Source organism: Salipiger abyssi, from assembly GCF_017311415.1.
Taxonomy (GTDB): Bacteria; Pseudomonadota; Alphaproteobacteria; order Rhodobacterales; family Rhodobacteraceae; genus Salipiger; species Salipiger abyssi_A.
On the sequence record NZ_JAEKIS010000006.1, the window covers coordinates 243,518 to 264,232 of the forward strand.

Here is a 20,715-nt window from a genome sequence, read left to right on the forward strand (position 1 = left end):
GTCGTTAGCGGTTGAGGCCGAGTTCGCCGAGGATCTGGCCGATGCGCTCATGCGACACCGCCTTGACGTCCTCGAAGGAGACCGGCTTGGAATGGGGCTGCGACCAGATCGGTTGCAGCGCGGCGGCGGCCTTGTCGGCCAGATCGCCATGCTTGTTGACCCAGCTCTGGAACAGCGCCCTGTTCTGGGCGCCATAGGTCTCGTCATTGGCCAGCAGGTAGATAAGGTCGATCGTGTTCGCGAGATTGCGCTCGTAATCGGCCTCTGCCGCCGAGATCACCGGGGGCGTGATGAAATCGTTGTTGGCCGCCGCCGCCTGCATGAAGAAGCCCGAGCGGATCAGCTCGCCCACCAGCGGCTCGAAGACGATGTTGATGGCGAAATACTGCTCGAGATAATCCTCGCAGCCCATGATCGTCTCGATGGCCTCGCGGCAGGGCTGCCAGATCGGATCCTCGAGCCAGGCCTTCTTGCCGAGCTCGTCGTCCCAGCCCTCGATATCCATGCCGATCTCGGCGAGGTAGAGCGTGATGTCCTGCGCCAGCCGCATCTTGTAGGACGAATTGGTCAGCGTGGCGTTGTTGATCATCTGGGTATAGCCATAGCGCTGCGCCTGCATGAGCGAGGTGCCGAGGCCGAATTCCGCGTGTTTCCACGCGCCCAGATGCTTTTGCAGGATCTTCGCCCAGTTGGCATCGAACGCCGCCGGCGCGCCGGCCTTGCGGGCATTGGCGATGACCGCCTGCACCATGGTCTCGATCTTCGACTGGCGCTGGTAGTGGGTGCGCTCCCATTCCTGATCGGGCGCGCGGAAGGCGTGCCAGTTGGACGATTGCGCCCGCGTGTTATCCTTGGTGTAAGCGCCGCCACCCTTGCCGCCCTCGAACTCGATGATCCAGTTCTGAATGAGGTAGCGCTCGGGATCGGGCTGCACGTCGACGGTGACGTCCTCGTAATGCGTCGCCCGCTTGCCGCGCGGTTCGAAGTAGTTGTATTTGCGGCTTTTCGAGCCGGCAAAGATGGCGGCACCCGCCGCCCCGGACCCGACCGAGCTTGATGTTGCTACCATGGTAGCCTCCCTTGTCTGCTGTTTTTCACGTCACTTGCGTTCGGGCCGGTTTCAGTGGCCCGAAGAACCGGAAGTGGGGGTGAACCTGTCGTAGAAGATGCGATCCGTGTCGAAATCGTGCATGAAGAGCACCGGTGTCAGCGCGTCGATCATCGGCGGCGGACCGCAGGCATAGACATCGCCCTCGCCGTCGATCCCCAGCGCCTTGAGCCGCCGGTCGACCGCCTCGTGAACGAAGCCGCGCTCGCCGTCCCAGCCGTTGCCCTCTTCCTCATGGCTGAGCACGGGAATGAACTGCACATTCGGGCAGGTCTCGGTGACCGCGCCGATCTCGTCGAGCTTGAAGAGGTCGTTCTGGGTGCGGGCGCCGTAGAAGAAATAGATCGGGCGGTCCTCGCCGCAGCTCACCTGATCGTTGAGGATCGACCAGACCGGCGACATGCCCGAGCCCGCGCCGACCAGGATCACCGGTCCTTCGCGCTCTTCCCGCCGGAAGCACATCCCGTAGGGTCCTTCGACGGAGACGTCGGCTCCGGCGCGGATTCCGCCGTCGTCGAGCTCGTTGGAGAATCGTCCGTCGGGGTATTTCTTGATGATGAAGGAGAGTTTCTGGGCTTCGCTCGGCGGATTTGCCATGGAGAACGAGCGTGTAATCTCCTCCCCTTTTTCCGTCCTGACTGTGATGTCGACATATTGGCCCGCCCAGAATTTCAAAGGCGCATCCAGTTCGATCTGCACGCCCCGGATGTCGTGGGTCAGCTTCTGGAAATCGACGATCTTGCCGGAATACTGCTTTACCGGAATGGACTTGGAGAGCACCTCCTCGTCATAGTTCAACAGCTCGATCTCGATATCGCTGTAGGCGAGCGTGCGGCACATCAGGATGTGGCCGCTGTCCTTCTCCATGTCGTTCAGCGCGAAGGTGGAATATTTCAGCAGCTCGGACTCGCCGTCGAGCTGCACGCATTTGCAGGCCGAACACTGCCCCTCCTTGCAGCCATGCGGCAGTGCGATGCCCTGGCGGAAGGCGGCGTCGAGCACGGTCTCTCCCTCCTCGACCTCGAATTCCACGCCGACGGGCTCCAATCGGACGGTATAGATATCCGTCATCTTCAGTCTCCCTGGGTCCGCCGTGCCTCTTGCGGACACGGCTCTGGCGGGGAGGCCGGCGCGCGGCCTCCCCCGATGGCTCAGTTGCAAGGATTGATGGTGAATCCCTTGCGGTACTCGGCGATATGCGCGTCGCGGTCGGCGGGCGACATGGCGCGCAGCGCGTTGAGCGGCGAGGCCAGCGTGTGGCCGCGGACATGCTCCAGCTTCCACATGTCCTTGTCGTCGAAGCGCAGATGCGGCTGCGGCACCAGGGTCTGACCGTCCTCGCGGACGAAGTTCAGATCGGTGATCGCATCGGCGAGATCCCAGCCGTCATAGACCGTTTCCCACTCGCGCTTGCCCGAGAACTTGCCCATCGCGGGCGTCGGACGGCCCTGATACTCGTCGGCAAAGGCCTCGACGGCGGTCCAGCGGTCCAGCTCATGCGCGAAGGTGTGCAGCTGGCCGTCGATCTCGTCGACCACCATGTCCTCGCGGATGAGGCAGGGCACCAGGCAGGACCAGCAGCGATGCGGGTAGACGTAGCCCACGTCCTCGTTGAACACGAGCACCTTCTCGCCCGGCTTGCTGAGCTTGTCGTACCATTTCCAGAACTCGCCGAACTCGGCATACCAGCCCGGATACTTGTGCTCGAACCACTCGAAATCCTTCTCGGTCTGAGCCTCGATCCGCCAGAAGTTTACCGGCCAGCCGACCGCGAAGAACTGCGCGACCTTGTGGACATAGTTCTTCTCGGTGATCCGCTTCCAGGCTTCCTGGACGTCGTCGTGATGCACCTTCACGCCGTATTTCTCGAGCGGCAGCATGTAGGTCCGGTAGTAGTCTTCAAAGATCCAGCGGTGCCACATCTCCGCATAGGACTCCTTGTCCTTGTCGCGGTTGGTGGTGCCGTATTCGATGAAGGTGCCGATGGCGGCATCGACGATGGCATGGTTCTGCCAGAAGGCGTAGCGCAGATCGCGCTCCAGAAGCAGGTGGTTCTCCGGCTCCTTCAGCGCCGCCATCAGCATCGAGTGGCCGTTGCCGATATGGCGGCTCTCGTCCGACTGCACCGACAGGAACACCGTGGGCAGCGCGTAGTCGCCGTTGCGGGCGGCTTCCGACGGCATGGCCACGAAGAGCGTGTTGGTAAAGGCGGTCTCGGCCACCACGGTCAGGTACATGCAGGCCGAGGTCATCACGTCACCGGTGATGAAACCCTCGCCGAACTGCCGGCCGATGGTGGTGGCGTAGCACTTGCCAAAGGCTTCCTCGGTGATGTCGAAGCCCGCCGGGTCGATATAGTTCTCCATGTACCACTTCTTCAGGTTCATCTGAATCGTGGAATGGCGGAACTCGTCGACCATCTGCATGGTGAAGCCGGTGCGCAGGTCTTCGCCGGGAGCGAGGCGGGCGACCATGGCCATCGAACGGGCGGCCGAGATTTCGGGGAACGGGATGATCGCCAGGAAGAGCTTCATCCATTCCACCCAGCGCGGTTCCACGTTGCGGAACATGTCGCCGCGCAGCGCCGCGTCGAGCGCACCGTAGACCCGGTTGTCCTTTTCTTCCTGCATCGGGAAGTAGGAGCGCAGAACCTGCTTCATCGGATCGCGCGGGGCCTTGGTGATCTTGTAGTCGGTGGGGAAGGTCGATGCCTCCTGGACAAAGGTGGGGTTCCAGCCGAGATCCGAGATCTTCTTCGTGGCCTCCCCGACCGAAATGCCACGCTGAGACGTGATCTTGTTCAACGTCAAAGTCATGCCATGAGCCTCCTTTCAAGCTCGGCGACCGTGTTCCGGCCGCAGGTCAGACGGCTTGCGCCGCCGGTTGATGGCCCGGCAACCGGAATGGTCGCGGGCGCCGGTCACGGCAAAGGTTGCTGAGCCCGCGCGTCACGGGCGGTTGCTTGGGGGCACCACCGGGCCGGAATTGGGGACCGGGCCGATTGTCCATGACGCGCTGCGGCATCCTCTCCTTCGTTCTTGGGACGGTCCCTTGAGGGCCGTTCGTCTTGTGCCAATCCAATAGGCACGCGCTGTTCCAGAACGGGGGAAACGGCAGCATTTTGAGGAGCTGCGAGCGCAATCACCTGAAAAACCTACATTCTTTTTTAACATTTTTTCGCAGGGTGCCGGGCGGCGCTGTTAGCGCCCAATGCGACCGTCTTCCGTAACGTTAAGAAGCGTTACACCGCCCGCAAAACCGTTGCGCCGGACATTACAAATGGACAGTGCGCGGCGTTACACCACGGCCCCGCCAGGCCATGCCGCAATGCAGAAAAACTGTGGAAAATCAGGCGCGTCTGCGCCGCAGCGCAGCGGGCGCATAGCCCGCCTGCTGGCGATATTTGGCCACCATGCGGCGCGAGATCGTGATGCCCTCGGCCAGCAGCAGCGCCACGAGCCGCGCGTCGGAGAGCGGCGCCGCCGGATCCTCGGCACCAAGATGCGCGCAGAGCCGCGCGGTGACCTGCGCCCGCGAATGCGCTCCCGTGCCTTTCGAGGCCGCCCCGGCACAAAGCACACGGGCCGCGATCACCCCCTGCGGCGTGTCGAGCAGATAGCCGTTCAGCACCCGGCTCACTGTGCTGGGATGAAAGCCCGTCGCCGCCCCCAGCCCGGCCATGGTGAGCGGCGCCAGCGCCTCGGCGCCGTGGTCGAAATAGCCCTGCTGGCGCGCGACCAGCGCCGCCAGCACCTGGCGCATCGCCGAGTGCCGCAGCGCCATCGCCTGTTTCAGCATCCGCGCCTGTTTCTGCGCTTCCGCCAAGCTCTCCGACCGTGCCCGGTCGGGCAGCGCCCGCACCTCCAGCTCCGGCTCCGCCCCGCGCAACAACCGCACCTGCCAGCCCTGCGCGCCGCGCTCCACCACCGCATCGGGTGCGCGGCTCAGCGTCGGGTCGGCTGCGAAACGCGCCCCCGGTTTCGGATCGAGCCCGCGCAGCACGGTCAGCCCCTCGACCACCGCCTCCACCGTCAGCCCGGCGGTCCGCGCCAGCGCCGCCGGCGTGCCGCGTTCCAGTACTCCCAGATGCGGCAGCATCGCCGCGAGCGCCGGCGTCATCGCCTCGCGCTCCTCCAGTTGCAGGCGCAGACATTCCGCCAGATCGCGGGCAAAAAGCCCGGCTGGCGAGATCCGCCGCTGCACCAGCGCCAGAACCCGCTCCATCACGCTCGGCGCCACACCCAGCCGCTCGGCCAATACCGACAGATCGCCGCCGAACCAGCCGGAGGGCTCCAGCTCCTCGATCAGCGCGATGACCGCGCGCGCCATCGGCCCGCCATCGGCCAGCAACGGCGCAAGCTCGGCGCTGGCATGGGCGAAAAGGCTCGACGCCTCGGCGGCGGCCACCGCCTCCAACACGTCGGTCGCCGCGTTGCCGATAAACAGCCGCCGGCGCGGGCGCGAGACCCGCAGGAGCGGGTTCACCTGCGCCACCTCCAGCAGATGCTCCGTCAGCTCGGCTGCACTCATGCGCAGGAGCGTCATGGACTGGCCCAGCACAAAGCTCTGGCGCGTCGTCGCGACGAGGCCGAGACCCGGGGTCATCGCCCCCTCCCTGACACGAGGGCAGAAATCGCTGGCCGGATTTCGCCCGCGCTTGCTATCCTTGCCCGACCGCATATCCGCGGAGGACGCTTATGAGCCATGACGATATGATCGGTGCGGTGACCACGCTGCACCACGCGCCGCCGGAACTGTCCTATCCCGGCCTCTCGCCGCAATTGCTGGCGCGGGTGCGTCAGCTCTGGTCGGCGCGCGGGCTGGATTTCGACCGCGCCTGGGCGCGCGGCGTGCACAGCCTGCCCGGCTTTCGCGCCCTGCCCCGCCCCGAGGGCGCGCCGAGCAGCGCGCAGGTGGATCTGGTGTTTCTCTTCGATCAATGCGTGATCTGGCTGCGCGCCCTGCACGCGGCGGCGGAGCTCGGTCGCCGGCAGGAGACCGAGGGGCTCGACCCGGCGCAATGGCACGGGCTCGCCGCCGTTTCGGCGCGGCTCACCGATCAGGTCTCGGCGCTGCGGCTGCTGGCGCTGACCGGGCTGCCGATGCAGGCGATGCAGATCTCGCGCTCGGTCTCGGAAGATGTGGATATGATGCTGGTGCTTCTGGCGCGGCGCAAACTCGCGGCGCGGTTCACCGCCTGCCGCGACGTGGAAGAGGCCAATGCCTTCTGGCGCCGGCATATTTCCGGGGGCCGGGCGTTTCGCGCGATCACCGAAAAGCTCTACGATGTCGGGCTCGATTACTCCGCCGATACGGACTATGCGCGCTGGCGCCGGCAGGTGCTGGCAGTGCTCGGCGCAGCGGTACATGGCACCGCGCTCACCCCGCCCACCGGAGACCCGGCGCTGCGCAACGACGATTCCGTCTATTTCTGTGCCTTTCGCATCCATGAGCTATGCGCCTATGCCCAGCTGATCCGCCCCGCGCTGACCGAGGCGCTGGACCGCGCCGCCGATGAGGCGGCGCAATCGGGTCTCGCCGATGACGGGCTGGCCGCGCTGGCCGCCCCGCTGAGCGCCGTGCTGCTGAACCAGATCCAGAGCCTGCCCCAGCCCGCCGCCCCCAGTGCGGCGCGGGAGGCCACGCGGCACTAGGCGACGCACCTCAGTGCATCGGCTCTTCGGCCTTGCCGAACTTGCCTTCGGCGATCCAGCGCGCCGCCAGCACAAGCGCGCCCATGGCGAAATCCTTGCCATGGGCCTCGACCATCTCCTCAGAGACCTTTGCCAGCGAGGCGAAGAAACGATCCTTGCTCTGTTCGTCTGCGGACAGTTCCGGTTTCATGATATCCTCCCAATCGTCTTTTGTTTTCGGTCACTTGAACATGATCTTCGGAAAGGTCGCGATGGCCGCACGACCATCGGCGAAGCCCGCCGCCAGATGCATGCCATCCGGCGACCAGGCGAGCGCGGTGACCGCCGCGCCGCGCCCCTCGATCAGCATCAGCTCGTCGCGCTGGCCCAGCGGCGACAGCACCACCAGCCCGTTGGCATAGCCCGCCGCGCAGAGATCGCGGGTAGGATGCGGCGCGACACAGTCGACCAGCGTCACCCCCGGGCGCCCGGTGTCGAGCGGCGTGCCCGCGTGATCGCCAAAGGGCAGATCCGGGGTCTTCCAGGCGACGACACGGAACGCCCCCGACGCCACCAGCGCCCCGGCCTTGCGGCTGAAGCCCAGCGCACCGACTGAAGCGGGGAAATCGGCGATGCGGTCGGCGGCGCCGGCGTCGAGATCGACCAGCGTCAGCGCGCGGTCGGTGCAGCCCGCCGCCAGCCAGCGCCCGTCCGGCGACCAGTCGAGACAGACCGCCTCGCCCGGCGCCTCCAGCGTCGTCTCCGCCTCCAGAGTCTCGGTCCGCAGCACCGTGACGCGCCCGTCGCCCCAGGCCGCGAGCCGGCGCCCGTCGGATGAGACCGCCAGCCGTTCGACCACCCCCGGCAGGCCACAGCGCAGCCTGGGCGCCAGCCCGTCCGGCGTGGCAAGGCTCAGCTCGCCGCCCCGCGCCACCGCCACCCCGCCGCCACGCAGCGCGCAGAGCGCCGAGACCGGCGCCACGCCCTGCTTTTCCAGCGGCAGGCACTGGCCCCGCGCGGTGACCCGCCAGAGCGTTTCCTCCGGCCCGGCCACGGCAAAGCCCTGATCGTCCCAGGCGCAGAGACCCGCCTCGGCGCGCAAGGGTTGCGTCACCACCGGCGGCGGCAGCGGCTTTTCGCGCGGTCGGATCGTGCTGCGCCCGGTCTCCAGCTCCATGCGGATGCGCTGCTCGGGATGTTCGGCATCGGCGACGGCCAGCAGCGCCAGCGCGCCATCCGCCTGCACACAGGCCAGCGCCGAGCCTTTGGCGTTGAAGGCCAGTGCCGTCACCGGCTGCTCCAGCACCCATTCCCGTCCGATCAGCTCGAACAGCGTCAGCGCCTGCGGCGGCTTTGTCTCGATCATTGTCCTTCTCCCCCTGCCTTGCGCTCCAGCTCGGCATCGAGCCCCGCCATGCGGGCCTCCAGTTGCTCGATCTCGTCCTCGCAGCGCCGCAGGGCCGCTGTGTCGCGGGCCATGTCTTCGGCGTCCTCCTGCGTCTCCTCGCCGCCCATGCGCAGCACCTCGAACCCGCTCAGGCGCTGCGACAGGCGCAGATGTTCGGCGGTCGCCGCCGAGATCTCCTGAGTGATCTCCAGCCGTGCCGCCAGGATCTCCTGCATCCCGCTTGGTCGCTCTGTCATTCTCTCCTCCCGGGCGGCTGGATCGCGCATCGCGTGCCGCCCCTTGCCCGTCGCTTTCGGCCTCTCCCCAGGCCGCCGCGCCCCTTGTCCGGTCCCTGACCGGACTTGTCTCAGACCGGTTTTTCTGAGACCGTCAGGCTAATCCCGCGCCACGGACACGCAATAAAAACCTTTGAAATACATCAATTTTCGCCCGGGAATTTCAATCCCGGCGGGAAAGTGTAATACCCCGTTACGGCGTCCGCGCGCGGACGTAAAAATCTGTTCCACCGCCGCAGGACGCCAGCCGCCAGCCGCGCCGAATCACTCGCGCGGCAGCATGGCACCGGAGGCCGGCAAGTCGCTCAGCCTGCGCTCGACAAATGCACCGAATGTCCGGACCAACGCCGAGGGCCGCGCCGCCGCATAGGCCAGCGTCATGCCGATCTCGGGCAGTGCCGGCAGTGGCGCGCTCAGCGTGCAGAGATCGTCCGGCACCGCCGAGCGCGTCACCACGCTCACCGCCTGGCCCGAGCGGGTGATCGCCAGCAGCCCGGCGAGGCTGTTGCTGGCAAAGGCGATGCGATAGGCCCGCCCCGCCTCCTCCATCGCCGCGCAGGCAGCGCGGTGGTCGAGCGTGTCCGGAGCCGAAAGCGCCAGCGGGATCACCGGGTTCTTGAGAATATCGGGATCCGGACGGCTGGCCACCCAGACAAAGGCATCGCGGCGGATGATCCCGGCGCCCTCCGCATCGCCGGGCAGCGAGACCAGCGCCGCGTCGATGCGGCGGCGCTGGAGCAGCCCGCGCAGCTCGACCGTGGGCGCGCAGACCACCTCGATCTCGACTCCGCCATGACGCGCGCCGAAGCCGCGCAGCAGATCGGGGAAGAAGGCGGTGAGATAATCCTCCGGACAGCCGAAGCTGATCGCCCCCTGAAGGCCGCGCCCGGACAGGCTTGCCAGCGCCTCGTCATGGGCGGCGAGAATGCGCTCTGCATGGGCCAGCAGCCGCTCGCCGGCGGCGGTCAGCGCCACGCCGCTGCCGGTGCGCGACAGGATCGGCTGGCCGACCACCGACTCCAGCCGCCGCATCTGCATGCTGACCGCGGATTGCGTGCGCCCGACGCGCTGCGCCGCCGCGCTGATCGAGCCGCTGCGCGAGACGGCGTGAAAGCTGCGCAACAGGAGGATGTCGAGATCGGCCATGAAGATATCAATAATACTGATTTCAGATTCGCACATTACGAATTTGGCTGAAATCCCAATTCTGCGTAGCCTGTGACAAACGACAGATCTCACCCGAAACGAAAGGGCCCGTCATGACCATGCAAGCGACCGAGACCGAAACCGATTTCTGGGCAGCCACCGAGCGCCATGTGATGCGCTACGGCCCGAAATTCGAAACCCGGGTGATCGACCGCGCCGAGGGCGCGCATGTCTACGACACCGAGGGCAACGCCATCCTCGATTTCACCTCCGGCCAGATGAGCGCCATTCTCGGCCATTCGCATCCGGATATCGTGCGCACCGTGCGCGAGCAGATCGGCCGGCTCGATCATCTGTTCAGCGGGATGCTGTCGCGCCCGGTGGTGGAGCTGTCGGCGCGGCTCGGGCGAATGCAGCCGGGGCTGGAAAAGGTGCTGCTGCTCTCCACTGGCGGCGAGTCGAACGAGGCGGCGATCCGGCTGGCGAAATGCGTCACCGGCAAACACGAGATCGTCGCCTTCTCGCGAAGCTGGCACGGCATGACCGGCGCCGCCGCCTCGGCCACCTACAGCGCCGCGCGCCGCGGCGTCGGCCCGGCCAATGTCGGCTCTTTCGCGATCCCCGCGCCGAATACCTATCGCCCGCGCTTCACCCATGCCGATGGCAGCCTCGACTGGCAGACCGAGCTCGACGACGCCTTCGCGCTGGTCGACAGCCAGTCCACCGGCAGCCTCGCCGCCTTCATCGCCGAGCCGATCCTCTCCTCCGGCGGCATCATCGAGCTGCCCGAGGGCTATCTGGCGGCGCTGAAAAGGAAATGCGAGGAGCGCGGCATGCTGCTGATCCTCGACGAGGCGCAGACCGGGATCGGGCGCACCGGGCAGATGTTCGCCTTCCAGCGCGACGGGATCACGCCGGATATCCTCACCCTCTCCAAGACGCTGGGCGCGGGCCTGCCGCTCTCGGCGGTGCTGACCAGCCGCGAGATCGAAGAGACGGCGCATGAGCGCGGCTTTGTCTTCCTGACCACCCATGTCTCCGACCCGCTGCCCGCCGCCGTCGGCCTCACCGTGCTGGACGTGCTGGGCCGCGACCGGCTGGCCGAGCGCGCGGTGAGCGCCGGGGCACGGCTGCGCGACGGGCTGGAGAGCCTCAAGCAGCGCTACGACTGCATCGGCGATGTGCGCGGGCGCGGGCTGTTGCTGGGGATGGAGGTCGTCACCGACCGCGAGAGCAAGACGCCGGATCTGGCGCTCGGCGACCGCATCGGCGCCGAGGCGATGGCGCGCGGGCTGAGCATGAACATCGTGGCCCTGCCCGCCATGGGCTCGGTCTTCCGTATCGCGCCGCCGCTGACCATCCGCGACGAAGAGATCGACAAGGCTGTCGAGATCATGGGCGAGGCCATCTCCGCCGCCCGCGCCTAACCCGCCTCAGAGCGCCCGCAGCAGCCGCAGCGCGTCGTAGATCGCCGCGTGGGTGTTGCGGGCGGACACCGCGTCGCCGATACGGAAGAGCCGATAGGTGCCCTCCGGGTTGCGGCGCACGTTCTGCGGCGCCAGCGCAATCAGCGCCTCGTAGTCGACTTCGCCGAGATTGAGCGAGCCGGGGCGCAGCTCGAAATAGAGATCGTCGAGCGGTCTCGTGCCGAGATTGACCACCACCTGGTCGACCTCGCGGGTCTGGCTGAAGCTGCCGTAATCGCTGCCCAGTTCCGCCACCAGCCCGTTCCCCGCCCGGCGCACCGCGTCGAGCTTCCAGGTCACGGTGAAACGCACATCACGGCCCTGAAGCGCGCGCAGAGCGGGCGTCAGCGACATGCCCATGACCTCGGAGGCGATATTACGGTCGCGGGTGACGATCTCCACCGACGCGCCGGTGGCGGCGATGGTCTCGGCGGCCTGAAGCGCCGCGAAATCCCCCGCATCGTCGAAGATCAGCACATTGCTGCCGGGGCGCGCATCGCCCGAGAGGATATCCCAGGCGGTCACCACCAGCGCGTCGCCCTCCGCCAGCCCCTCCGCATGGGGCAGCCCCCCGGTGGCGACGATCACCACGTCCGGCGCCTCGGCCCGCACGGTGTCGGCATCGGCGAAGCTGTTGAAGTGAAAGCGCACCCCCATGCGCTCGCATTCGGCAAAGCGCCATTCGATCAGCGACATCATCTCGGCCCGGCGCGGCGTCTGCGCGGTGAGCCGCACCTGCCCGCCGGGATCGTTCGCCGCCTCGTGCACCACCACCTCATGGCCACGCAGCGCCGCCACCCGCGCCGCCTCCAGCCCCGCGGGACCCGCGCCCACGATCACCACGCGGCATGTCTCCGCCGCCGGCGCGATCTCATGCGGCAGCTCCAGCTCACGCCCCGTCGAGGGGTTGTGCAGGCAGAGCGCGCCGCCACCCATATAGATCCGGTCGAGGCAGTAATTGGCGCCGACACAGGGCCGGATCCGGTCCTCCTCGCCGCGCAGGATCTTGGCGACGATATGCGGGTCGGCCATATGCGCGCGGGTCATGCCGACGATATCGAGCTTGCCGCTGGCGATGGCGTGGCGGGCGGTGGCCACGTCCTGGATCTTGGCGGCGTGCAGGGTCGGGATCTGTGCCTCGGCGCGGATCTCGCCGGCGAAATCCAGATGCGGGGCGCTGCGCATGCCCTGCACCGGGATCACATCGGTCAGCGCCGCGTCGGTGTCGATATGGCCCCGGATGACATTGAGGAAATCCACCAGCCCGCTGGCTTTCAGCCGCCGCGTGATCTCCATCCCCTCGGCTTTCGTGATGCCGCCCTGTTCCACCTCATCCGCCGCGTAGCGGATGCCGACGATAAAGTCGTTGCCCACCCGCTCGCGGATCGCCCCCAGCACCTCCATGGCAAAGCGCATGCGGTTGTCGAGCGAACCGCCATAAGGCGCCTCCATCTCGTTGACCAGCGGTGTCCAGAACTGGTCCATCAGGTGACCGTAGGCTTCGAGCTCGATCCCGTCGAGCCCGGCGGCCTGCATCCGCTCGGCGGCGTCGGCATAATCTGCGATCACCCGCGCGATATCCCAGTCCTCGGCCTTTTTCGGAAACGCCCGGTGCGCCACCTCGCGCGCATGCCCGGAGGAGAGCGAGGGCAGCCAGTCGCCCCGGTCCCAGCGGGTGCGGCGGCCCAGATGGGTGAGCTGGATCATCACCGCACAGCCGTGATCGTGACATTCCTCGGTCAACGCACGCATCCAGCCGACCACCTCGTCCTTCCAGGCGAGGATATTGTTGAAGGCCGGCGGGCTGTCGCGCGACACGCTGGCCGAGCCCGCCGTCATGGTGAGCCCGATCCCCGCCCGCGCCCGTTCGGCGTGATAGGCGCGATAGCGCGCCTTGGGCATGCCGTCCTCGGCATAGGCGGGCTCGTGCGAGGAGAGCATCAGGCGGTTCCTGAGCGTGAGATGTTTCAGCTGGAAGGGCTGGAGCAGCGGATCGGTCGACATCTGGCGGACTCCCTGTTGGCCGGGATGACGCTGCGCAAAATGTTCACTTATGTCAAGTTTGCGATCACCTCTGACCATTTCCGATTGTTGCGCCCTGCAAGACCGGCTAATCTGTTAGCATGAGCAGTCAGGACGCGCAGGCAGAGACCGACAAAACCGCCGGCTGGCGCGGCTCGCGCGAGCTCTGGCTGGAGGCGGCAAGGCAGGCCTTTGTCGAGAGCGGTCTGGAGGCGGTGAAGATCCAGCCTCTGGCTGCACGGCTGGATCTCTCTCGCACGAGTTTCTACTGGTTTTTCAAGGATCGGGGGGCCCTTCTTCAGGCATTGCTCGAACTCTGGGAGGCGCGGAATACCGGCGCCATCCAGACCGCGTGCGAGGCCTATGCCGAGACCCTGCCCGAAGCGGTTCTGACGCTGATCGCCGCCTTTCTGGAGGAAACCGGGTTCGAGCCGCGTTTCGATTTCGCGGTGCGCGGCTGGGCGCATCGCGACGCGGCGGTCGCGGCGCGGGTGCAGGCGGCGGATGAGGCCCGGCTTGCGGCGATTCGCGCCATGTTCACCCGCTTCGGCCTGCCCGCGACGGAGGCGGATGTGCGCGCGCGGACGGTCTATCTCACCCAGATGGGCTATATCTCGATGCAGGTGCAGGAGACGCTGGAAACCCGGCTGGCGCGCATCTCCGATTACGTGACGATCTTTGCCCGCCAGCCGCCGCAGCCGAACGAGATGGCGCGGTTTCGCGCACGGTTTGGCAGGGGCTAGCGGCGCCGTAGGGTGGGCAATTTGCCTACCGCGCCGGGCGGTTGCGTGGGATGACGCTGGAAGCGGTGGGCAAATTGCCCACCCTACGAGCCTGCGCGGATCTGTGTCAGCGTCCGGTAGGGTGTCAGCGCCTCGGTGTCCACCGTCAGCTCCAGCAGCGCGCCATCTGGCGCCGCCAAGGCCCGCTCGAAAGCCTCGGCGAATTGCGCGGTCTCGGAAACCACCTCGCCATAGAGCCCGCAGGCCCGGGCAATCGCCGCAAACTCGGGGTTTTGCAGGTCGGTGGCGCTGACCCGTGCCGGGAATTCGCGCTCCTGATGCGCGCGGATTGTGCCGTAGCTGCCATTGTTGACCACGATCACGATCACCGCCGCCCCCGCCTGCCGGGCGGAGGCAAGCTCCTGCATGGTCATCTGGATATCGCCATCGCCGGCGAAACAGAGCACCACCGCATCGGGGCGCTCGAGCTTGGCCGCCACCGCGGCCGGCAGCCCGTAGCCCATCGCGCCGGATTGCGGCGCCAGCAGCCGCATACCGGGACGGAACCGGAAGAACCTAGAGGACCAGACGGTGAAATTGCCCGCGCCATTGGTCAGCACCAGCTCACGGTCTTCCATCCGCTCGCGCAGATGCGCGCAGACCGCGACCATATCCACCGGACCGGGCTGCGCCGGCGCCTTGTCGATGAAGCCGAGATAGGCCTCCCGCGCCGCCTCGCGCCACGCCGCCCAACCGCCGGAAACCTGCTCCGTCAGTGCCAGCGCGAAGCGCTCGGACGAGGCGTGGATTCCCAGCGCCGGACGGTAGACCTTGCCGATCTCCCGGTCGGACGCATGCACATGCACGATCTTCTGCACCGGATCGGGCACATTGAGGAGCGTGTATCCGTCGGTCATGTTCTCGCCGAACCGGATGCCCAGCGCCAGAATCACATCGGCGTCGCGCAGAAGCGCCTTGGTCGCAGCGCTCATCCCCACCCCGGCATCGCCGCAGAACACCGGTGAGCGATTGTCGAACTGGTCCTGATAGCGGAAAGAGGTCGCGACCGGGATGTCCGAGCCTTCGGCAAAACGCTGCAAGGCCGCGCTGGCCTCGCGATCCCAGGGCGCGCCGCCCATCAGGATCAGCGGCCGCTCGGCGCGCTCCAGAATCTCCAGCGCCTCGACCACGGCGCCCGGCGCGGGCTCTGGCGGGAAGACCGGCACCGGCCCGTCGAGCGCCGCCGCCTCGGTCTCGGCCATCAGCATATCCTCGGGCAGCGCGATCACCACCGGGCCGGGGCGACCGGTGGTGGCCACCGTCCAGGCGCGCGACAGGATCTCGGGCACGCGGGCAACATCGTCGATCTCCACCGCCCATTTCGCCACGGTGCCGAAAACGGCGCGGTAATCGACCTCCTGAAACGCCTCGCGCCCGCGCATGTCGGTGGCGATCTGGCCCACCAGAAGCAGCATCGGCGCGCTGTCCTGCATCGCCGTATGCACCCCGATGGAGGCGTTGGTGGCGCCCGGGCCGCGGGTCACCATGCAGATGCCGGGCTGACCGGTGAGCTTGCCATGCGCCGCCGCCATGAAGGCCGCCCCGCCCTCCTGCCGGCAATTGACGAAATCGAGCCGGCCTTTGCTGTCATGCATCGCATCGAGCACCGCCAGATAGCTCTCGCCCGGCACGCCAAAGGCCCGCCGCGCGCCCAGCGCCGTCAGGCATTCCACCACCAGTTGCCCACCATTGCGCGCCATCGCCACTCTCCTTTCCCCAATGTGCGTGTTGTGAAGAAATCCCAGGACAACCGCAAGCGCGTGCAGAAAACGCGATCCGCCAGAACGCTTTGTTAAGACACGAGCCGTATTTCTCGTTCCGGACCGGCGCGGATATGTGCCCGCCGGCGACAGACCCGCGACGCTGCCAGAGGTGCCGATCCCACGATGTCCGACCTTCACTCCCACCTTCTCGAACCCGGGCGGAACCGCAACGGCGAGGATGCGCTGGTGCCCTTCCTGCTGGGTGCGCGCCACATGCCGGTGTCGATCTCGGCCCGCGACGTGGCCCGGCTCGATGCGCACCGGCTGCAAATTCTGCTGGTCGCCGAAAAGCAATGGGCCAGCGAAGGGCTGCCCTTCCGGCTGACCGACACTTCCGACACGTTCCGCGCCGGGCTCGAACGGCTCGGCCTGGCCCCCGATCACTTCGACAAGGACCCGATGCAATGACCACCAAAGTCCTCGCGATCGACGATTCCCGGACCATCCGCAACCTGCTGCGCGTCTCGCTCGAAGGGGCCGGCTTCGAATACCATTCGGCCTGCGACGGGGTCGAAGGGGTCGAACAGTTTTCCGAGGTCGAGCCCGATGTCGTCATCACCGACATCAACATGCCCAATATGGACGGGTTCGGCGTGATCGAGAATCTGCGCAGCGGTCCCAACCGCACCACCGTTCCGATCATCGTGCTGACCACCGAGAGCGGCCCCGATCTCAAGGCCCGCGCCCGCGAGGCCGGCGCCACCGGCTGGATCGTGAAACCTTTCGACGACGCCTCGCTGGTCTCGGTGCTGCGCCGTCTCACCGGGCATGTGGTGTAACCATGTCGAACAGCTCGATCCGCGATACGTTTTTCGAAGAGTGCGAGGAACTTCTCGAGGCGCTCGTCGAGGGGCTCTCGGCGATGGAAGAGAACGCCGAGGATATGGATGTGGTCAACGCGGTGTTCCGCGCGGTGCATTCGATCAAGGGCGGCGCCGGTGCCTTCGCGCTCGACCGTCTGGTGAACTTTGCCCACACGTTCGAAACCGTGATGGACAAGGTGCGCTCGCACGAGCTTTCCGTGGACGAGTCGCTGATGCGACTTTTCCACCGCTCCGGCGATCAGCTCGCCGATCTGGTCGAAGCGGCCCGCGACGAGCGCGAACCCAACGCGGAATCGGAGGCCGCGATCCTAAAGGAGCTCGACACCTATCTCGGCGATGCCGACAAGAGCGACGATTTCGCCTTCGACGCGGTGACGCTGGATTTCGACGCCGGCCCGGTGCCGATCGACCTCTCCGAGCCGGAACCGGTCATGCGGCATTTCGATATCCGCTTCCAGCCCACGCCCGCGCTCTATTCCAACGGTCACGAGCCGCTGCTGCTCTTCGATGCGCTCGCGGAGCTGGGCACGCTTTCGGTCCAGGCGAATCTCGACCGTTTGCCGGAGTTTGACGCTTTCGATCCCAATGATGCGGTGATCGACTGGCGCCTGTCGCTGGAAACGTCGGAGGACGAGACGGTGCTGCACGAGGTGTTCGAATTCGTCGACGCGCTCTGCACGCTCGACATCTCCGTGCGCGAGGAGGGCGACGAGCCCCCCACCTCTGCGGTGCTTCCCGAGCCGCCGGCGCAGGAGCCTGAAACCGATGCCGAGCCCGCTTCCCCATCACTCGTGCCCCCCCCATCGTCGGAGCCCAAACCTGCGGCGCAGCAATCGGCAGCCCAGCAATCCGCTGCACGCGAGGAGCCACGCGGCCCGCGTCCGACCCTGCGCGTCGATCTCGAACGCGTCGACCGGTTGATCAATACGGTGGGCGAGCTGATCATCAACCAGGCTATGATCTCCCAGCGCATCGAAGAGCTGGAACTGCCTGCTGTGGCGCATCTTACCAACGAGCTCGAAGCCTACAAGCTGCTTGCCCGCGACATCCAGGAAGGTGTCATGGCGATTCGCGCGCAGCCGGTGAAACCGCTCTTTCAGCGCATGTCGCGCATCGTGCGAGAAGCGTCCGAGGCTACCGGCAAGAAGGCCAAGCTGGTCACGGTGGGCGACTCCACCGAGGTCGACAAGACCGTGATCGAACGGCTCGCCGACCCGCTCACCCATATGGTACGCAACGCGGTGGATCACGGGCTTGAAAGCCCGCAGAAACGCCGCGAGGCGGGCAAGGATCCGACCGGCTCGATCCGTCTCTCGGCCTCGCACCGCTCCGGTAGCGTGTTCATCGAAATCGCCGATGACGGCGCCGGTCTGAACCGCGCGCGCATCCTCGAAAAGGCCATCGAAAAGGGGCTTGTGGCGCCAGATGCCGAACTCTCGGAGCAGGAGGTGGACAATCTGCTCTTCCTGCCCGGCTTCTCCACTGCCGCCGAGGTCTCAAGCCTCTCCGGGCGCGGCGTCGGCATGGATGTGGTCAAGAACGCGGTCTCCGCGCTTGGCGGGCGCGTCTCGATCAGTTCGGTGCCCGGCAGCGGCACCACCTTCACCATCGTACTGCCGCTGACGCTGGCGGTGATGGACGGGTTTGTGATCTCCATCGCAGATCAGACCATGGTCATCCCCATCGCCTCGATCATCGAGACGATCCGCCCCAACAGCAAGGATCTGCACTGCATCGGCACCAACGGCCAGGTGATCTCCGTCCGCGGCGCCTATGTGCCCATTGTCGATGTTGCCCGCAACCTCGGCCTGACGCGCGAACGCGCGCCCATCGGCACCGGCGTGCTGCTGCTGGTCAGTACCGAAGGTCAGGGGCTCACCGCGTTGCGTGTCGGCGGCATTCATGACCAGCGGCAGGTCGTCATCAAGAGCCTCGAAAGCAATTACGGCGCCATTCCCGGCGTTTCGGCCGCGACGATCCTCGGCGACGGAAAGATCGCCCTGATCCTCGATCCAGACGAACTCGTGAAACTCAACCCCGGGGCGCCCTTCCTGCCGCCCGCCCCCTCCCCCAGAATGGAGCTGCGCCATGCTTGACGTCATCGAAGCCCCGACCGAGACTCAGTTCGAGTTCATCACCTTCTCGGCGGGCGAACAGAGCTTCTGCCTCGAAATCACTCAGATCCGCGAGATCCGCCGCTGGACCCCGGTGACCAAGCTGCCGCACACGCCCGACGACGTGCTCGGCGTGATGAACCTGCGCGGCGCGGTGATCCCGATCTTCGATCTCGCCGCCCGCTTCGGCCTAGGCACCACACCGGATAACGAGCGCAATGTGGTGATCGTGGCGGCCGCCGGCGGCACTACGATCGGGTTGCTGGTCGAATCCGTCTCCGAAATTCTCTCAGTGGACAAATCCGCGATACAGGAAACACCCGACATCAAATCCGAAGCGGCGCGACAGGCCATTCTGGGCGTCATCTCGGTGGGAGAGAACATGGTGCGCGTGGTCAACCTCGACGCAGTGCTCGACAACGAGATGGGAGGCGCGGTATGAGCGACGCCGCGCCAGATCTGGGGTCGCGGGAATTCAGCTTCAGCGATCAGGATTTCCGTGCACTTGCGCAGCTGGCCCGCGCCGAATTCGGCCTCAGCCTTGCCGAAAGCAAGAAGCCGCTGGTCTATTCGCGCCTCGCCCGGCGGTTGCGCGCGCGCCATATCTCGAGCTTTCAGGACTACATGACTCTGCTCGGCGGGCAGGCGGAGGCGGATGAGCGGCTGGAACTGATCTCGGCGCTCACCACCAATGTGACGAGCTTCTTCCGCGAAAAGCATCATTTCGACACGCTGCGCCGCGAGCTGCTGCCGGCACTGGCGAAGCAGTCGCGTATCCGCCTGTGGTCCGCCGGCTGTTCCTCCGGGCAGGAACCGTTCTCCATCGCCATGACCCTGCTAGACGCACTGCCTGAGACGTCCCGGCGCAATGTCCGAATCCTCGCCACCGATATCGACCCCGCCATCGTGCGCCGCGCCCGGGCTGCGCGCTACCCAAAAGAAGAGGGAGAGACCATCCCCGCCGAGCTGCGCCGGACCTGGACAAAGCTTTGCGCCGAAGATGGCGACCAGGTCGAGATGGCAGAGACGACGCGTCAGATGATCTCTTTCGCCGAGCTGAATCTAATCGAGCCCTGGCCCTTCCACGGCCCCTTCGACGCGATCTTTTGCCGCAACGTGGCGATCTATTTCGACCACGACATTCAGAAGACGCTGTGGAGCCGCTTTGCCGGCATGTTACGCGACGGTGGCTTCCTGTTCATCGGCCATTCCGAGCGGGTATCCGGCCCGGCGCTGCAGAGTCTCACCACTGCAGGGGTCACCACCTATCGCAAGACATCCGCGGCCGGCCCCGCCGCCGCGACCTAGGAGACGACAATGAGTCTAAAAGAATCCCTGCGCGTTATGGTGGTCGACGATATGGCGACGAGCCGCGGCCTGATCACCCAGGCGCTCGACGAGATTGGCATCAAGAACTACCAGACCGAGAATGACGGGCAGAAGGCCCTGACCCGCCTCGCCGCCAGCCCCGTGCATCTTGTGCTGTCGGATTTCAACATGCCCAATATGGACGGGCTGGCCCTGTTGCAGGCGGTACGCCAGAACAAGGCGACCCAGCGCATGGGCTTTATCCTCGTCACCGGCAAGCCGACGCCCGACATGGTCGCCGCCGCAAAGAAATGGGGGCTCAACAACATGATCAAAAAGCCGTTCACTTCGCTGTCGATGAAACAATGCATCGAGAGCGTGGTGGGGAAGCTCTGACATGCCGCTGAGCGACATTCACCTGTCCCCGTCGGAGGCGACGCGGCTGCTGTCGCAGGAGATCCGTCACCTGCAACACCGGCTGGAACGGCTCGAACAGGGTATGGAGCATTTCTACGCCGCGAGCAGCGGGCGGCTCGGGACCGTGGCAGTGACCGCGCTGCAAGAGCTCGACATGCTGGCGCAATCCACCGACGCGCTGGCCGGCTATGTGGAAAAGCTCTCACCCCGGCTCGATGCGGAAACCGCGCTGGATCTGACGCCCGAGCTGCGCGCCATTCCACTGCGCGCACTCGGCCGGCGGCTGAGCGGTGGGCAGCAGGAGGATCTGGCGGCCAACGCGCCGGAGCTGTTCTGAACGCGGCGCAGCCGACTCGGCGGGCCCCGCCCACGCTCTCAAGGCAGCCCATAGCGGGCTGCGGTCAATCCAGTCTCGCCAGCGCGCAAATGCGCGTCTGGCAGCCAAAAAA

Annotated in this window: 20 protein-coding genes; 10 read left to right on the forward strand and 10 right to left on the reverse strand. The window is 66.4% G+C overall.

The features are described 5' to 3' along the window. Positions 1-4: 4 nt before the first annotated feature. The 4 genes from I6N89_RS10890 to I6N89_RS10905 form a co-directional block, all read right to left on the reverse strand. Entirely contained in the window at positions 5-1,069 is a 1,065-nt protein-coding gene (locus I6N89_RS10890; protein ID WP_207018467.1) for an aromatic/alkene monooxygenase hydroxylase subunit beta, read from the reverse strand. 51 nt (positions 1,070-1,120) lie between these two features. Continuing rightward, entirely contained in the window at positions 1,121-2,179 is a 1,059-nt protein-coding gene (locus I6N89_RS10895; RefSeq protein WP_207018468.1) for a 2Fe-2S iron-sulfur cluster-binding protein, read from the reverse strand. 80 nt (positions 2,180-2,259) lie between these two features. Further along, a complete protein-coding gene (locus tag I6N89_RS10900; RefSeq protein ID WP_076702274.1) occupies positions 2,260-3,924 on the reverse strand; it encodes an aromatic/alkene/methane monooxygenase hydroxylase/oxygenase subunit alpha in 1,665 nt (554 codons plus the stop codon). Positions 3,925-4,456: 532 nt separating this feature from the next. Next, positions 4,457-5,713: an RNA polymerase subunit sigma-54 gene (locus I6N89_RS10905; RefSeq protein WP_207018469.1), complete on the reverse strand. Its 1,257-nt coding sequence runs from the start codon at positions 5,711-5,713 to the stop codon at positions 4,457-4,459. Between the two features lie 92 nt (positions 5,714-5,805). Between I6N89_RS10905 and I6N89_RS10910 the strand changes: the two genes are divergently transcribed. Further along, on the forward strand, positions 5,806-6,762 hold the full coding sequence (locus tag I6N89_RS10910; protein WP_207018470.1) for a hypothetical protein: 957 nt from the start codon (positions 5,806-5,808) through the stop codon (positions 6,760-6,762). A 10-nt stretch (positions 6,763-6,772) separates the two neighbouring features. Here the strand turns inward: I6N89_RS10910 and I6N89_RS10915 are convergent, their stop codons facing one another. The 4 genes from I6N89_RS10915 to I6N89_RS10930 all read right to left on the reverse strand — a co-directional run bounded on the left by I6N89_RS10915 (position 6,773) and on the right by I6N89_RS10930 (position 9,570). Further along, positions 6,773-6,952 carry a hypothetical protein gene (locus I6N89_RS10915; RefSeq protein WP_207018471.1) on the reverse strand — a complete coding sequence of 60 codons (180 nt, stop codon included), beginning with the start codon at positions 6,950-6,952 and terminating at the stop codon, positions 6,773-6,775. Between the two features lie 30 nt (positions 6,953-6,982). Further along, positions 6,983-8,107: a WD40 repeat domain-containing protein gene (locus tag I6N89_RS10920; protein ID WP_207018472.1), complete on the reverse strand. Its 1,125-nt coding sequence runs from the start codon at positions 8,105-8,107 to the stop codon at positions 6,983-6,985. After that, complete coding sequence (locus tag I6N89_RS10925; protein ID WP_207018473.1) at positions 8,104-8,385, reverse strand: hypothetical protein; 282 nt, start codon at positions 8,383-8,385, stop codon at positions 8,104-8,106. The genes I6N89_RS10920 and I6N89_RS10925 overlap by 4 nt, the downstream gene beginning before the upstream one ends. Before the next feature lie 303 nt (positions 8,386-8,688). Next, the gene (locus tag I6N89_RS10930; RefSeq protein WP_207018474.1) at positions 8,689-9,570 is read right to left on the reverse strand and encodes a LysR family transcriptional regulator; all 882 of its coding nucleotides are present in this window, start codon (positions 9,568-9,570) and stop codon (positions 8,689-8,691) included. A 113-nt stretch (positions 9,571-9,683) separates the two neighbouring features. Here I6N89_RS10930 and I6N89_RS10935 point away from each other — a divergent pair, with 113 nt between their 5' ends. Beyond that, positions 9,684-10,997, forward strand: coding sequence for an aspartate aminotransferase family protein (locus I6N89_RS10935; protein ID WP_236016549.1), 1,314 nt, complete (start codon positions 9,684-9,686; stop codon positions 10,995-10,997). 6 nt (positions 10,998-11,003) lie between these two features. On the opposite strand, the gene I6N89_RS10940 is transcribed toward I6N89_RS10935, so the two are convergent. Next, complete coding sequence (locus I6N89_RS10940) at positions 11,004-13,040, reverse strand: NADH:flavin oxidoreductase (RefSeq protein WP_207018475.1); 2,037 nt, start codon at positions 13,038-13,040, stop codon at positions 11,004-11,006. Between the two features lie 119 nt (positions 13,041-13,159). Between I6N89_RS10940 and I6N89_RS10945 the strand changes: the two genes are divergently transcribed. After that, on the forward strand, positions 13,160-13,801 hold the full coding sequence (locus I6N89_RS10945; RefSeq protein ID WP_207018476.1) for a TetR/AcrR family transcriptional regulator: 642 nt from the start codon (positions 13,160-13,162) through the stop codon (positions 13,799-13,801). 83 nt (positions 13,802-13,884) lie between these two features. On the opposite strand, the gene I6N89_RS10950 is transcribed toward I6N89_RS10945, so the two are convergent. Further along, on the reverse strand, positions 13,885-15,540 hold the full coding sequence (locus tag I6N89_RS10950) for a thiamine pyrophosphate-dependent enzyme (RefSeq protein ID WP_207018477.1): 1,656 nt from the start codon (positions 15,538-15,540) through the stop codon (positions 13,885-13,887). A 186-nt stretch (positions 15,541-15,726) separates the two neighbouring features. On the opposite strand from I6N89_RS10950, the gene I6N89_RS10955 reads away from it, so the two are divergent. Genes I6N89_RS10955 through I6N89_RS10985 form a run of 7 tightly spaced genes read left to right on the forward strand, consistent with a single transcriptional unit; the run spans position 15,727 to position 20,603 of the window. After that, positions 15,727-16,011 carry a hypothetical protein gene (locus I6N89_RS10955; protein ID WP_207018478.1) on the forward strand — a complete coding sequence of 95 codons (285 nt, stop codon included), beginning with the start codon at positions 15,727-15,729 and terminating at the stop codon, positions 16,009-16,011. Then, positions 16,008-16,382 carry a response regulator gene (locus I6N89_RS10960; protein ID WP_207018479.1) on the forward strand — a complete coding sequence of 125 codons (375 nt, stop codon included), beginning with the start codon at positions 16,008-16,010 and terminating at the stop codon, positions 16,380-16,382. Before I6N89_RS10955 ends, I6N89_RS10960 begins: the two co-directional genes overlap by 4 nt. Positions 16,383-16,384: 2 nt before the next feature. Continuing rightward, a complete protein-coding gene (locus I6N89_RS10965) occupies positions 16,385-18,523 on the forward strand; it encodes a chemotaxis protein CheA (protein WP_207018480.1) in 2,139 nt (712 codons plus the stop codon). Then, positions 18,516-18,983 (forward strand): chemotaxis protein CheW, encoded by a 468-nt coding sequence (locus I6N89_RS10970; RefSeq protein WP_207018481.1) that lies wholly within the window; start codon positions 18,516-18,518, stop codon positions 18,981-18,983. Before I6N89_RS10965 ends, I6N89_RS10970 begins: the two co-directional genes overlap by 8 nt. Next, a complete protein-coding gene (locus I6N89_RS10975) occupies positions 18,980-19,849 on the forward strand; it encodes a CheR family methyltransferase (protein ID WP_207018482.1) in 870 nt (289 codons plus the stop codon). Before I6N89_RS10970 ends, I6N89_RS10975 begins: the two co-directional genes overlap by 4 nt. Before the next feature lie 9 nt (positions 19,850-19,858). Further along, positions 19,859-20,245: a response regulator gene (locus tag I6N89_RS10980; protein WP_076695904.1), complete on the forward strand. Its 387-nt coding sequence runs from the start codon at positions 19,859-19,861 to the stop codon at positions 20,243-20,245. A 1-nt stretch (position 20,246) separates the two neighbouring features. Continuing rightward, complete coding sequence (locus tag I6N89_RS10985; protein ID WP_207018483.1) at positions 20,247-20,603, forward strand: chemotaxis protein; 357 nt, start codon at positions 20,247-20,249, stop codon at positions 20,601-20,603. The last annotated feature ends 112 nt before the right edge of the window (positions 20,604-20,715 follow it).

Bases quoted from the DNA above. Each gene is read 5' to 3' on its own strand.
- I6N89_RS10925 (WP_207018473.1), bottom strand. From the start codon at position 8,385: ATGACAGAGCGACCAAGCGGGATGCAGGAGATCCTGGCGGCACGGCTG.
- I6N89_RS10965 (WP_207018480.1), top strand. From the start codon at position 16,385: ATGTCGAACAGCTCGATCCGCGATACGTTTTTCGAAGAGTGCGAGGAA.
- I6N89_RS10970 (WP_207018481.1), top strand. From the start codon at position 18,516: ATGCTTGACGTCATCGAAGCCCCGACCGAGACTCAGTTCGAGTTCATC.
- I6N89_RS10890 (WP_207018467.1), bottom strand. From the start codon at position 1,069: ATGGTAGCAACATCAAGCTCGGTCGGGTCCGGGGCGGCGGGTGCCGCC.
- I6N89_RS10985 (WP_207018483.1), top strand. From the start codon at position 20,247: ATGCCGCTGAGCGACATTCACCTGTCCCCGTCGGAGGCGACGCGGCTG.
- I6N89_RS10915 (WP_207018471.1), bottom strand. From the start codon at position 6,952: ATGAAACCGGAACTGTCCGCAGACGAACAGAGCAAGGATCGTTTCTTC.
- I6N89_RS10945 (WP_207018476.1), top strand. From the start codon at position 13,160: ATGAGCAGTCAGGACGCGCAGGCAGAGACCGACAAAACCGCCGGCTGG.
- I6N89_RS10920 (WP_207018472.1), bottom strand. From the start codon at position 8,107: ATGATCGAGACAAAGCCGCCGCAGGCGCTGACGCTGTTCGAGCTGATC.
- I6N89_RS10910 (WP_207018470.1), top strand. From the start codon at position 5,806: ATGAGCCATGACGATATGATCGGTGCGGTGACCACGCTGCACCACGCG.
- I6N89_RS10930 (WP_207018474.1), bottom strand. From the start codon at position 9,570: ATGGCCGATCTCGACATCCTCCTGTTGCGCAGCTTTCACGCCGTCTCG.
- I6N89_RS10980 (WP_076695904.1), top strand. From the start codon at position 19,859: ATGAGTCTAAAAGAATCCCTGCGCGTTATGGTGGTCGACGATATGGCG.
- I6N89_RS10900 (WP_076702274.1), bottom strand. From the start codon at position 3,924: ATGACTTTGACGTTGAACAAGATCACGTCTCAGCGTGGCATTTCGGTC.
- I6N89_RS10935 (WP_236016549.1), top strand. From the start codon at position 9,684: ATGACCATGCAAGCGACCGAGACCGAAACCGATTTCTGGGCAGCCACC.
- I6N89_RS10895 (WP_207018468.1), bottom strand. From the start codon at position 2,179: ATGACGGATATCTATACCGTCCGATTGGAGCCCGTCGGCGTGGAATTC.
- I6N89_RS10950 (WP_207018477.1), bottom strand. From the start codon at position 15,540: ATGGCGCGCAATGGTGGGCAACTGGTGGTGGAATGCCTGACGGCGCTG.
- I6N89_RS10975 (WP_207018482.1), top strand. From the start codon at position 18,980: ATGAGCGACGCCGCGCCAGATCTGGGGTCGCGGGAATTCAGCTTCAGC.
- I6N89_RS10905 (WP_207018469.1), bottom strand. From the start codon at position 5,713: ATGACCCCGGGTCTCGGCCTCGTCGCGACGACGCGCCAGAGCTTTGTG.
- I6N89_RS10940 (WP_207018475.1), bottom strand. From the start codon at position 13,040: ATGTCGACCGATCCGCTGCTCCAGCCCTTCCAGCTGAAACATCTCACG.
- I6N89_RS10955 (WP_207018478.1), top strand. From the start codon at position 15,727: ATGTCCGACCTTCACTCCCACCTTCTCGAACCCGGGCGGAACCGCAAC.
- I6N89_RS10960 (WP_207018479.1), top strand. From the start codon at position 16,008: ATGACCACCAAAGTCCTCGCGATCGACGATTCCCGGACCATCCGCAAC.